The 12,492-nt window shown below is 34.8% G+C and carries 11 protein-coding genes; 8 read left to right on the forward strand and 3 right to left on the reverse strand.

The window, feature by feature from the left end; all coding sequences use genetic code 11:
- Positions 1-90: 90 nt before the first annotated feature.
- Complete coding sequence (racA, locus tag ACXKY9_RS10820) at positions 91-633, reverse strand: chromosome-anchoring protein RacA (protein WP_000456021.1); 543 nt, start codon at positions 631-633, stop codon at positions 91-93.
- A 354-nt stretch (positions 634-987) separates the two neighbouring features.
- Between racA and ACXKY9_RS10825 the strand changes: the two genes are divergently transcribed.
- The gene (locus ACXKY9_RS10825) at positions 988-2,343 is read left to right on the forward strand and encodes a hemolysin family protein (RefSeq protein ID WP_001987328.1); all 1,356 of its coding nucleotides are present in this window, start codon (positions 988-990) and stop codon (positions 2,341-2,343) included.
- Positions 2,344-2,475: 132 nt separating this feature from the next.
- Positions 2,476-3,900: an aldehyde dehydrogenase family protein gene (locus tag ACXKY9_RS10830; protein ID WP_000716458.1), complete on the forward strand. Its 1,425-nt coding sequence runs from the start codon at positions 2,476-2,478 to the stop codon at positions 3,898-3,900.
- A gap of 102 nt (positions 3,901-4,002) precedes the next feature.
- Here the strand turns inward: ACXKY9_RS10830 and ACXKY9_RS10835 are convergent, their stop codons facing one another.
- Positions 4,003-4,395 (reverse strand): YueI family protein, encoded by a 393-nt coding sequence (locus ACXKY9_RS10835; RefSeq protein ID WP_000247557.1) that lies wholly within the window; start codon positions 4,393-4,395, stop codon positions 4,003-4,005.
- A gap of 235 nt (positions 4,396-4,630) precedes the next feature.
- Here ACXKY9_RS10835 and ACXKY9_RS10840 point away from each other — a divergent pair, with 235 nt between their 5' ends.
- On the forward strand, positions 4,631-5,764 hold the full coding sequence (locus ACXKY9_RS10840; protein ID WP_000425086.1) for a BA2291 family sporulation histidine kinase: 1,134 nt from the start codon (positions 4,631-4,633) through the stop codon (positions 5,762-5,764).
- Between the two features lie 33 nt (positions 5,765-5,797).
- Here ACXKY9_RS10840 and ACXKY9_RS10845 read toward each other — a convergent pair whose 3' ends face one another.
- Positions 5,798-6,547, reverse strand: a complete 750-nt coding sequence (locus ACXKY9_RS10845) for a DUF4397 domain-containing protein (RefSeq protein ID WP_000083283.1) — start codon at positions 6,545-6,547, stop codon at positions 5,798-5,800.
- Between the two features lie 949 nt (positions 6,548-7,496).
- Between ACXKY9_RS10845 and ACXKY9_RS10850 the strand changes: the two genes are divergently transcribed.
- The 5 genes from ACXKY9_RS10850 to ablB are packed head-to-tail and all read left to right on the forward strand — an operon-like array spanning position 7,497 to position 12,329.
- Positions 7,497-8,807 (forward strand): aspartate aminotransferase family protein, encoded by a 1,311-nt coding sequence (locus ACXKY9_RS10850; RefSeq protein WP_001205882.1) that lies wholly within the window; start codon positions 7,497-7,499, stop codon positions 8,805-8,807.
- The gene (atoD, locus tag ACXKY9_RS10855) at positions 8,804-9,502 is read left to right on the forward strand and encodes an acetate CoA-transferase subunit alpha (protein WP_000208102.1); all 699 of its coding nucleotides are present in this window, start codon (positions 8,804-8,806) and stop codon (positions 9,500-9,502) included. The genes ACXKY9_RS10850 and atoD overlap by 4 nt, the downstream gene beginning before the upstream one ends.
- The gene (locus ACXKY9_RS10860; protein WP_000525278.1) at positions 9,487-10,149 is read left to right on the forward strand and encodes a CoA transferase subunit B; all 663 of its coding nucleotides are present in this window, start codon (positions 9,487-9,489) and stop codon (positions 10,147-10,149) included. The genes atoD and ACXKY9_RS10860 overlap by 16 nt, the downstream gene beginning before the upstream one ends.
- A 15-nt stretch (positions 10,150-10,164) precedes the next feature.
- A complete protein-coding gene (locus tag ACXKY9_RS10865; protein ID WP_000436691.1) occupies positions 10,165-11,433 on the forward strand; it encodes a peptidase in 1,269 nt (422 codons plus the stop codon).
- Positions 11,430-12,329: a putative beta-lysine N-acetyltransferase gene (gene ablB, locus ACXKY9_RS10870; RefSeq protein ID WP_000878608.1), complete on the forward strand. Its 900-nt coding sequence runs from the start codon at positions 11,430-11,432 to the stop codon at positions 12,327-12,329. Before ACXKY9_RS10865 ends, ablB begins: the two co-directional genes overlap by 4 nt.
- The last annotated feature ends 163 nt before the right edge of the window (positions 12,330-12,492 follow it).

The following is a 12,492-nucleotide window of genomic DNA, read 5'->3' on the forward strand; positions in this document are numbered from 1 at the left end:
GTGAATATGTATAATAAAGAGAATAATATTTGTATAGGATATAACTCTTCATTAAAAAAGACCCTTATTATTTTAATAAGGGTCTAAAAATTATAATCCAAATATACTAAAAATCATTTTGCGGCGCTTCGGTTTCTTTTCTCGTTCATATGTTGGTTTTGAATCAGGAGTAATATAAATGGGTTCTTCTTTCGTTAGGGCAGCTTCTAATTTTTGAATTCGCTCTAACATTTCCTCCATTTCACGACGGTGTTGTAAAAGTTGGTACGTGACGACATCATTTGCCTTATCTTGCATTTGTTCTTCCATTCGATCAAGTCTTCTCGTAATAGTGTTTAATTGATCAGCTAATTGCTCAAAATCATTGGGTAATATGTTTTGAACAATTGTATTAACTTGAGTTTTTAATTCCTCAACTTCATTTGAGGAAGCCTTTTGAGTAGATTGAGAATTTTGAGATTGCTCTATTTGAAATCGATGGTGTTCTAACATTTGATCGACATCCTCTTGTGTGAAAATAAAGTGGCCATATTTGTTTTTCTCTATCGTAAGATTTAATTGTTGTGCGATCCGGACAACAGCCTTTGGGCTAACACCTAATTTCTTTGCGATAAATGGTGTTTTATATTCCAAAATAATCCCTCCTATATATATCCTGTTGAATGATTTCGAGCTATGAAGTAAGTTCCCTTCTAGTGCGACAAAAGAAGTGTGGAATCGGCAAAGAAAGTGTTTTTTCACGAAATTGAGTTGAGAAGAATAGTTCGTTTAAATAAAAATGTTTTATCGTAACATTTAGAATAATTTGACGATTGTAAATGAATTAGATTATCATAATGATAAATATCTTTTTTATGTATGCATATAATATATAAAAAGGTGGTTGCTAATGTAGAATTTTGTTAGAGTATTAGAATGCTTACTTCACTTGAATAAAATTAAGTAGGAGGTGGCTTCCTTGCTTACAAAGTAAGTAAGGAAAAGTATTTGGACATATATAGTATAAGTATAGTGATTGTTTTAATTGCTTTAACGGCATTTTTCGTTGCAGCAGAATTTGCAATTGTTAAAGTGAGAAGTTCACGAATTGACTATTTAATTGCAGAAGGAAATAATCGTGCAACATCGGTCAAAACAGTCATTACAAACTTAGACGAATATTTATCTGCTTGTCAGCTGGGAATTACTGTTACAGCTTTAGGAATTGGGTGGTTTGGTAAACCTGCGTTAAAGCAAATGTTTGATACGCTTTTTGCAAATTGGAATATCTCTACTCAACTAGCAGACATTTTTGCTGTAATTTTAGTGTTTTTGTTAATTACTTTTTTACATGTTGTAATAGGTGAATTGGCCCCAAAAACATTTGCAATTCAAAAATCTGAACAAGTGAGTTTACTTGTTTCTAAGCCGTTAATTTTCTTTTATCGTATTGCATTCCCATTCATTTGGCTATTAAATGGTTCAGCTCGAATCATTACGAAGCTGCTAGGGCTGAAACCGCCGAAGGGACATGATGAGGTTCATTCAGAAGAAGAATTACGGTTGTTAGTTTCAGAAAGTTATAAAAATGGTGAGATTAATCAATCTGAATATAAATATGTGAATAAAATTTTTGAATTTGATGATCGCATTGCAAAAGAAATAATGGTACCTCGAACTGAAATGAATATTATAAGTAAAGAGATGCCTGCTGAAGAAGCTTTGCAAAAAATGTCTCGTGAAAAATATACAAGGTATCCAGTTGTTGATGGCGACAAAGACCACGTAATAGGTTTTGTGAATTTTAAAGATATTTTTACTGAATTTGTACAACATAAAGCTGTTAATAAGAAGACAGTAGAGCAATATATGAGACCAATTATTTTAGTTATCGATTCTATTCCAATTCATGATTTGTTTTTAAAAATGCAAAAAGAAAGAACACATATTGCTATATTGATAGATGAATATGGTGGAACATCTGGACTTGTTACTGTTGAAGATATTCTGGAAGAAATTGTTGGAGATATTCAGGATGAGTTTGATACGGATGAGCAGCCAGAAATTCAAAAGGTTAGTGAAACGAAGACGATACTAGAGGGAAAAGTACTTGTTAGTGAAGTGAATATGTTATTTGGTTTAGGGATTGATGATGATGGTGTTGATACAATCGGTGGTTGGATTTTAACGAAGAATATAGAGATTGCTGAAGAGGATTCCATTGAAATTGAAAATTATAAGTTTTGTGTGAAAGAATTAGATGGACATTATATAAAAAGATTAGAAGTTACAAAGATAGTAGAATCGATTGTTATTTTAGAAGATGAAAAACAAATTTCGTTACAAGAGCAAATTAGCTCGTAAACTCTGCTATATAGCAGAGTTTTTTTGAGCATAATGTTTTTTGAGGGATAAGGGCTATGATACAATGACATAAGTCAAACCTTTCACTAGGTGAAGTATTGTTGTATACATATATTTGGAAGGAGAAGAAGTATGAAAAAGCATTTATATATAAATGGAGATTGGAAATCTGTAAACACGTATAAACCATTATATGCACCATATTCTGAAGAAACATTAGCGGAAATTGCACAAGGCACGGAAGAAGATGTAAAAGAGGCTGTTACCGCTGCAAAAAATGCAATGACAAAAATGAATACATTATCTGCATATGATCGTGCGACTATTTTAGAGAAAGTTGCACAAAAAATGGATGAAAGAAGAGAAGAATTTGCAGAGATTATTGCAAAAGAAGCTGCAAAACCAATACGTGCTGCAAGGGGAGAAGTAGATCGTACTGTTCAAACATACAAATTTGCAGCTGAAGAAGCGAAGCGTATATATGGTGAGACATTGCCATTAGACGCCGCACCTGGTGCAGATGGGCGTATTGCATATACAATCCGAAAGCCGATTGGGGTTATAGGGGCTATTACACCATTTAATTTCCCATTAAATTTAGTAGCGCATAAAGTTGGACCAGCAATCGCTGCCGGAAATACAGTTGTATTAAAGCCAGCTGATCAAACGCCATTATCATCTTATGCATTAGTTGAGTTATTTGAAGAGGCAGGATTGCCAAATGGAGCTTTAAATATCATTTCTGGTCCTGGCTCCACGGTTGGTGAGGCAATCGTCAAAAATGATTACGTTGCTTCTATTACTTTTACCGGAAGTCCAAAAGTTGGAATCGGAATAAAACAAAAGGCTGGGCTAAAACGAGTTACGTTAGAACTAGGCTCAAATGCTGCTGTTATCATTGATGAAGATGTAGAGTTAACAGATGAAATAATTGAACGTGTAAAATGGGGAGCATTTGTTAATAATGGACAAGTTTGTATTTCAGTACAACGTGTTTTTGTACATGAAACGAAAATGCATGAATTTCTTTCGAAGCTAAAGAAAGCGATGGAATCAGTTGTTGTTGGTGATCCACTGCTTGAGGAAACGGATGTATCAGCTTTAATTTCAAAAAGAGATGTAGAGCGAATTGATATGTGGGTTCAAGAAGCAATTAAGGAAGGAGCAACTGTTTTATGCGGTGGTAAGAAGCGGGATGCACGAATTTTTGAACCGACTGTATTAAAAAATGTTCCAAATCATGTATCTGTGCAGTGCCAAGAAGTATTCGGTCCACTCATGACAGTAAATACATTTAAAGAATTTGATGAAGCGATTGAGCAAGTAAATAATTCGCGTTACGGCTTACAGGCAGGAGTATTTACAAATAATTTATTTAAAGCAATGCGTGCAATTGATGAGCTAGAGGTTGGTGGTGTCATGATTAATGATATTCCAACGTTCAGAGTAGATCATATGCCTTATGGTGGCGTGAAAGAAAGTGGCACGGGGCGTGAAGGAATTAAATATGCAATAGAAGAAATGACAGAAATGAAATTAGTATGTATTAAAAAATAAAGTAGAAAAACTTAAAACTTGCACTAAAAAACGAGTAGGAAATGTTTACGATTCCATACTCGTTTTTTACGCTTCTAGTAACTATTTAATTAAGTGTAACTTTTACTTCATTTCTTGTTTGAAAATAGTATCTTCTACATAAATTTGTTCTTTATCTACAGCAGTAGCATGAGTTAATACTAAACCGATTGGTGTTTTTGTATCTTTATTTTGAACAATTGTAAAAGGAACATTTTTTTCGTTTGCTAATTTAATGTATTTTGATAAATGTGGGTAAGCAATGCCACCATTTAGGAGGAGTTGTAATGATTGAGAAGGGCGCATGCTACCCGCCACTTCAGAGTATACATTACTTTGCATTACTTGACCGATCGTTAAAGCGATTTCCACACGCTCACGTAATGTAGTTAAATACATATTACGTTCTTCTGGTTTGTTTTGCTTTTGGCCGTAAATGCCTTCTTGGAGATAATCTTCCACATTTTTATTTACCATATTTTTCACACCTTTCATTTTCTATTGTACGCAAGAATTAAAAATGATGCAAAAAAAGTCGTTTTGACTACGGAAATAATGAAAATATGTGAAGGAAAAAGGGGATTTGCATACAATTAGTTAAATAAGAAAGAAAAAATAATTTTATCAACAGAAATTAACAAAATGTGACAAAAATCTATTAACGAATCGTATTTTTTGTGTTAATATTCAAAATATAAAGGGTATTCGTCGTATGGAAATGGAGGGAATGGAGGTTTTTCCAATCGATAAGGATATTAAAGAAATATTTTGTTCACACTTGAAAAACAATAGGCACCAATTCGTAGAGAACTGGAAAAACAAAATGATAATTTCCGAAAAAGATCCATTTAAACTAGAAGTAGTTCAAAATGGAGAGGATTTACTAGAGTTAATTATCGAACTTACTATGGAAGATAAAGATATAAATTATCTTCAACCGTTATGTGAGAAAATTGCTATTGAACGTGCTGGAGCAGATGCGAATATTGGAGATTTTGTTTATAACGCAAACGTGGGAAGAAATGAACTTTTCGAAGCGATGTGTGAATTAGATGTTAGCGCTCGTGAATTGAAACCAATTATGGCAAAAATACATACTTGTTTTGACAAATTAATTTATTATACCGTTTTAAAATACTCGGAAATTATATCGAAGAATTTAGAGGAAAAACAGCAATATATTAACGAAACACATAAAGAAAGACTGACGATTTTAGGACAAATGTCAGCTAGTTTTGTACATGAATTTCGTAATCCGCTTACTTCCATTATGGGGTTTGTCAAATTATTAAAGGCAGATCATCCGAGTTTATCGTATTTAGATATTATTTCGCATGAATTAGATCAATTAAATTTTCGTATTTCGCAATTTTTACTCGTATCAAAAAAAGAAATGTGGAATGAATCGGAACGGTTTTGGCTTAATGACTTGTTTCAAGACATTATACAATTCTTATATCCGAGTTTGGTCAATGCGAATGTTTTGATTGAAAAGAATTTACCGTATCCAATTCCGCTTGTTGGTTATCGGAGTGAAGTGAGACAAGTATTTTTAAACATATTAATGAATTCAATTGATGCTCTTGAATCAATGAAAGAAGAACGAAAAATTATCATTGATGTATTTGAAGAAGATCAAGCTATTCGAATTGTGATAAAAAATAATGGACCAATGATTCCAGCTGAAAATGTAGAAACGATTTTTGAACCATTTGTAACTACTAAAAAGTTAGGAACTGGTATTGGATTGTTTGTATGTAAACAAATTGTGGAAAAACATAATGGATCCATTATGTGTCGATCAGATAACGATTGGACAGAATTTCAAATTGCATTTCAAAAATAAACAGTCTACACCAAATGAATGGTGTAGACTGTTTTAATTTGTGAGTATAACGGCTTCTAATTTAGGATCTTTAGTTGAATAACCTACTATTGAAATTGTATAAATAACATTTGGTTCAACATTGAATTTCGGTATAGTCAATAAAACGTTTTTATTATCTGCGAGTGAAATTTCAATATCTGCTGTACCAGGGCTAACTTGCAAAAAATCGGTTATTTGTTTAAAGAGTGCATTTTCAAATAAATGATCTCCATCTTTTAAATCTACATTTACAACAGGGGTATCTGGAGAGAAATGTGCAAAGCGTATTTTTGCTTGACCAGCTGGTAAATGTGTATTATCAAGTATAGGTTGTAATTGTAGGTGATTATCACTATTTATTGCAGCAAGAGTATAAGTATGATTTCCCATTATTGGTACCAACGCTGAAAAGATTGGAGTTTCATTTCCGACAGGAACAATATCTATACGGTATTTACCTTGCACTAATGATAAATAAGGGCTGAATTGCTTAAATGAAATATTTTTAATAACCTTTTGTCCGTTTACTAAAATGTCAACCGCCGGTATATTTGGATCGGCATGAAAAATTCTTATATGTGATGGTAAAGCAGCTTCTTGTGAGTCTCTTGTTTCATACGCCTGTACAAGTTTTGATAGTGCATCGTAATATTTCATATATAATTCTATATATTTTTTAGGGTTACGAAACTGATAGTAACGTGCGAGCTGTTCGTATTGCGTAACTTCTTGTCCATATTTTTCGATTTCAGATTGAGACATGAACATTCCTCCTTTGTCATCATTAAAACTATATGCGAAGCAAGAAAGCGGTTATGCAAAAAAAATGATTTTATAAAGGGAAAATTAAAAAGTGACAACAAATATGTTTTCATAAAGAGGTGCTGGTGCTTACGAGAATTTCACAGAGTAAAGCAGTACATATGACTGTACGAAAGTAAAATAAATGCCAAATTGAAAGTGCATTTCAATTAACATATTGAATACATGTCCAAAAATCGCTAGAAAACTAGGGATTTTTTTAATTATAGGCAAATACACATACAAAGTGATAATTGTCCTACATAAATTATAAAGGAAAGATACTTTGAATCTGAGGAAAGGAGTGCCACTTCGGGATAGGGATATCCCGATAGTAATTGTGAATGAAGTTATGAAAAGGTTTTGTGTTATAGACTGTAGGATGAATTTGTAAACTTCATTTTTCTATTTATTTTAGCAATTGACAGTATTAACCCATAAGAGAGCGTCATGACGAACTGATTAGTGTGGTTAATCGGTTCTTTTTTTATAGTTTAAAAATGAAAAGTTTACATAATGAATAGGAATCTGAATTGATTAGTAAGGTGGGTGTCGAAATTTGTTTTAAAATATGCAATTTAAAGTAGGATAATAGGAAGGAGTTTAACGGGAGTTCCGTCGAAGTGTACAGAATGTCGGTATTTAAGGACAGCTGGCATTATGCTATAAAAACATTTGGTGATGCAGTCATTTCATATAAAAAGGAGGGTCATTTGGGCGTATAGAAAAGGGTTGGTCTTCGGTTTTTTAGTTCTGAATTTTCTGTTTTATAAAATTTTTTAAGCACTCATTTGTATATTTTATAATAGTTTTTTGATAAATTCACTGCTTTTGCAGAGGATTCTTTTTTATGAAAGAAACGTCAATTTTCTTCATATATATATACAAATTGGAGAAATGGGGGAGCGCTATGCGCGATTACTTAATTAAACCACTTGTTGGTCAGCCGTATCCAATGATTTCACATGGAAAAGGTGTTTATTTGTATGATCAAAATGGCAATAAATATTTTGATGGTTCGTCAGGAGCAATTACGGCAGGTATTGGGCATGGCGTAAAGGAGATTGCAGACGTTATTAAAAAGCAAGCTGAGGAGATTGCTTTCGTTTATAGATCACAGTTTACGAGTGAACCAGCTGAAAAATTAGCGAAGAAGTTAAGTGATTTAAGTGTAGGAGATTTGAACTGGAGTTTTTTTGTAAATAGTGGTACGGAAGCGAATGAAACAGCTATGAAAATTGCAATTCAGCATTTTCAAGAGCGAGGTATTCAAGGGAAACATAAAATTTTATCAAGATGGATGAGTTATCACGGTATTACGATGGGTGCTTTATCAATGTCTGGGCATCCACTACGTAGACAACGTTTCGTATCTATTTTGGAAGATTATCCGACTATACCAGCTCCATATTGTTTCAGATGTCCTGTTCAAAAGGTATATCCAACTTGTCAGCTGGCATGTGCGACTGAACTAGAAAGATCAATTGAAAGAATTGGTGCAGAGCATATTGCTGCTTTTATTGCTGAGCCGATTATCGGAGCAGCTGGAGGCGCGGTTGTTCCGCCGAAAGACTATTATAAAGTCATTAAAGAGATTTGCGACCATTACGATATTTTATTTATTGCGGATGAAGTAATGACTGGGCTTGGTCGTACTGGAGCATGGTTTGCGATGGAGCATTGGGGCGTAGAGCCGGATATTATGACACTTGGTAAAGGGTTAGGAGCGGGATATACACCGATGGCAGCGACAGTTGTAAGTGATCGTGTTATGGAACCAATATTACGTGGATCACGTTCAGTAATGAGCGGTCATACGTTAAGTGCAAATCCATTGTCTGCAGCAACGGCTTTAGCTGTTATTGAATATATGGAGAAACATAATCTTCCTGAAAAAACAGCAGAAAAGGGAGAGTATTTAATAAAAGGCTTACAGAAAGTTCAGCAACAATCGACAATCATTGCTGATGTGCGCGGAAAAGGGTTGCTAATCGGAGTAGAATTGCAACCGTTTACAAAAGCGTCAGAGCTTATTTCAGTTGCAGCTAAAAATGGTCTGCTTTTATACCAAGCAGTTTCAGGGCAAGCAGGAAAAGAAGATAGTGCACTGCTTGTAGCACCGCCAATGACAACTACATATTCCGAGTTAGATGAATTACTTTCAATTTTCTCTAAAAGTGTGGAAGAGATGATGCAAAAAGGAGGGCATAGTATCGCATGACAACTATTACAAATACATTCGGTAAATTAAAAGAAATTGAGGAAGTAATTTCTTTGTTCCATGATGATATGACATTGATGTTTGGGGGATTTGGAGGGATTGGATCCCCTCCATCTTTAATACAGGCAATTTTAGAAAAAGGCGTTACAAATTTAAATTTAATTGGAAATGACACTGGATTTCCTGATGTAGGTATCGGTCGTCTTGTTACAAATGAAAGAGTTAAATCAATAATTACTTCTCACATTGGCTCCAATCCAAATGCAGGAAGGCAACTAAACGAGGGAAGATTACAAATTGAGTTTTCTCCGCAGGGAACATTAGCAGAGCGCATTCGCGCTGGTGGCGTTGGTCTTGGTGGTGTTTTAGTTGATGTTGGTGTTGATACGATTGTGGAAGAGGGAAAACGAACAGTTGAAATGAATGGTAAGACCTACTTAGTTGAAACAGCATTAACTGCTGAAGTTTCAATTGTATATGCAAAAAAGGCAGATCCGTTTGGTAACCTTGTATTTGACAAAAGTGCACGAAATATGAATCCTCACGTAGCGATGGCTGGGGATATAACAATTGTAGAAGCGGAAGAAATAGTCCCGCTTGGAAGTTTAGATCCAGAGGAAATTGTCGTTCCAGGTGTTTTCGTAAATTATATTGTACCGTCGGAAGGAGTGAACTGGAAATGGGTATGGGCGTAGAAGTGAGGGATAAGATTGCTAGGCGTGCGGCGAAAGAAATACAAAATGGTATGATTGTAAATTTAGGTATTGGCATACCATCGCTTGTACCAAATCATTTGCCTGACGATATAAATGTTATGTTTCATGCGGAAAATGGAATCGTGGGCATGGGACCAACGCCAAGTAAAGGGAATGAAGACGAAAATTTGTGTAATGCAGCAGGTTTACCAACTTCTCTTATAACAGGAGCGAGTTATTTCGATAGCTGCACAGCGTTTGGGATGATTCGAAAAGGTTTGCTAGACATAACGATTCTTGGTTCATTACAAGTAAGTGAAAATGGCGATTTAGCAAACTGGATTGTACCTGGAAAACGTGTTCCAGGTATTGGTGGAGCAATGGATTTAGCACAAAAAGCGAAGCGGGTCGTTGTTGTGATGAATCATGTTGATAAGTACGGAAATGCAAAAATTGTTTCAGAGTGTACATTGCCATTAACTTCAAAGAAATGTGTAGATTTAATTATTACTGATATGGCAGTCATGGAGGTAACTCCGAGTGGACTTATATTACAAGAATTAATGAGCCCATACACAGTAGAAGATGTAAAACGACATACAGAAGCTGATTTTCAAATTAGTTCTAACTTACTAGTAATTGAATGAAGGGAGATGTAATATATGGAGCAATTAAAAAAGCAAGTTTGTGATTATATTGAGAGCCATGAAGAGGAAAGTGTGAAATTTTTAAAACGATTAATTCAAGAAAAGAGCGTATCTGGTGATGAAAGCGGTGCGCAGGCAATTGTGATTGAAAAATTACGTGAATTAGGTTTAGATCTCGATATATGGGAGCCCTCCTTTTCTAAAATGAAAGATCATCCTTATTTTGTATCACCCCGTACAAGTTTTTCAGATAGCCCAAATATTGTAGCAACTTTAAAAGGAAGTGGCGACGGGAAATCTATGATATTAAATGGGCATATTGATGTAGTTCCAGAAGGGGATGTGAATCAGTGGGAACATCACCCTTATAGCGGTGAGAAAATAGGAAATCGTATATATGGCCGTGGAACGACGGATATGAAGGGCGGAAATGTCGCACTTATGCTTGCGATGGAAGCGATCATTGAATCTAGTATTGAATTAAAAGGAGACATCTATTTTCAAAGTGTAATAGAAGAGGAAAGTGGTGGAGCAGGGACATTAGCAACTATATTACGAGGATATAAAGCAGATGGTGTCATTATTCCAGAGCCTACTAATATGAAGTTTTTCCCGAAACAACAAGGTTCCATGTGGTTTCGTCTACGTGTAAAAGGGAAAGCTGCACACGGTGGAACGCGCTATGAAGGGGTTAGTGCAATTGAAAAAAGCATGTTTGTTATAGAACATGTAAGAAAGCTAGAGGAGAAAAGAAATAGTCGAATTACAGATCCGTTATTTAAAGGAATTCCAATTCCAATTCCAATTAACATTGGCAAAATTGAAGGAGGGAGTTGGCCAAGTTCTGTTCCCGATGAATTAATTTTAGAAGGAAGATGCGGTGTTGCGCCGAATGAGACTATAGAGGCGGCAAAAGAAGAGTTTGAGAATTGGATTGTTGAATTAAATGATGTGGACAATTGGTTTGTTGAAAATCCGGTAGAAGTAGAATGGTTTGGAGCGAGATGGGTTCCTGGTGAATTAGAAGAAAATCATGAACTCATTACAACACTTCATCATAACTTTGTTGAAATCGAAGGGAACGAACCAATTATTGAAGCATCTCCGTGGGGGACTGATGGAGGTTTATTTACACAAATTGCAAACGTACCAACAATAGTATTTGGTCCAGGAGAGACGAAAGTAGCACACTATCCAAACGAATATATAGAAGTTGATAAAATGATAGCTGCCGCAAAAATTATTGCATGTACATTACTAGATTGGTGTGAGGTGAAAAAATGAAATACTATGAATCTTTTAGAGAACAGACGAATTGTTATACAGTAGAAGGCGTTTTAGATTATTTTAATAAACGTATCCGGGTAGATCACTATACAGGAAATGTTGAAAGTATTATACAGACAATTGACGAACTAGCAGAGAAACATTCTTTCACTAAATGTATTATTAAAGGAAAGGGAGAGCATGTTTCAACATGGCTCTCTTTCGGTTTTGTGTTGGAAGCAACGATACCTCATTATTTTCAAGGACACGATGCATACTTTTTTGTGAAATATAATAATGATGAAAGACGAAATAGTATGCATTGGACTGAGGAAGATACTATATTAAGCGGTGTAAAAGGAAAAGAAATAAAAGAAAAAGTAGTTCCAGAGAAATTTTTGCTGAGAAAAGCGACTGAAGAAGATGCAGAAGAATTAGCAACTGTCTTCGGAAAAGTATTTGAAGTGTATCCGACACCTTTAAATGAAGCAAGTTATGTATTACAGACGATGAAAGAAGACGATACAATTTACTACGTGTATGAATTTGAGGGGGAAATTATTAGTACAGCATCTGCAGAAATGAACATAAAGGAAGGAAATGCAGAATTAACGAATTGTGCTACTTTACCTGAATATCGTAAACATGGATTTATGAAAAGTTTACTAATTAAATTAGAGGAAGAGCTTCGAGAAAGATCTATTTTCTGCTCCTATACAATTGCTCGATCGCTTTCTTTCGGAATGAATGCTGCCTTTCATCAATTAGGCTATACGTATACAGGAAGACTGGCGAATAATTGCTACATTTTCGATAAGTTGGAAGATATGAATATATGGGTGAAAGATCTATCTAGTTATTCGAAAGCAGTAAAACTTCCGTCTCAAAATTTGGCTGTAAAGCAAAACAGTTAGGTGGAGCTGGGTGTTCGAAAAAGTTGTACTAATTAGAGTTTCGAGTTATCTAATGAAAATATAAAATTGGTCAAAATTATAGAACGGAATCGTCATGCTTACAATCGCACATAGGTGTGCCGAAAATTCGGCATATAATTGCTGGATTTTCGGCAAGAGGGGG

The sequence above is a fragment of the Bacillus sp. 2175 genome (assembly GCF_057812155.1).

Bases quoted from the DNA above. Each gene is read 5' to 3' on its own strand.
- ACXKY9_RS10835 (WP_000247557.1), bottom strand. From the start codon at position 4,395: ATGGTAAATAAAAATGTGGAAGATTATCTCCAAGAAGGCATTTACGGC.
- ACXKY9_RS10845 (WP_000083283.1), bottom strand. From the start codon at position 6,547: ATGTCTCAATCTGAAATCGAAAAATATGGACAAGAAGTTACGCAATAC.
- ACXKY9_RS10860 (WP_000525278.1), top strand. From the start codon at position 9,487: ATGGGTATGGGCGTAGAAGTGAGGGATAAGATTGCTAGGCGTGCGGCG.
- ACXKY9_RS10850 (WP_001205882.1), top strand. From the start codon at position 7,497: ATGCGCGATTACTTAATTAAACCACTTGTTGGTCAGCCGTATCCAATG.
- atoD (WP_000208102.1), top strand. From the start codon at position 8,804: ATGACAACTATTACAAATACATTCGGTAAATTAAAAGAAATTGAGGAA.
- ACXKY9_RS10865 (WP_000436691.1), top strand. From the start codon at position 10,165: ATGGAGCAATTAAAAAAGCAAGTTTGTGATTATATTGAGAGCCATGAA.
- ACXKY9_RS10830 (WP_000716458.1), top strand. From the start codon at position 2,476: ATGAAAAAGCATTTATATATAAATGGAGATTGGAAATCTGTAAACACG.
- ablB (WP_000878608.1), top strand. From the start codon at position 11,430: ATGAAATACTATGAATCTTTTAGAGAACAGACGAATTGTTATACAGTA.
- ACXKY9_RS10840 (WP_000425086.1), top strand. From the start codon at position 4,631: ATGGAAATGGAGGGAATGGAGGTTTTTCCAATCGATAAGGATATTAAA.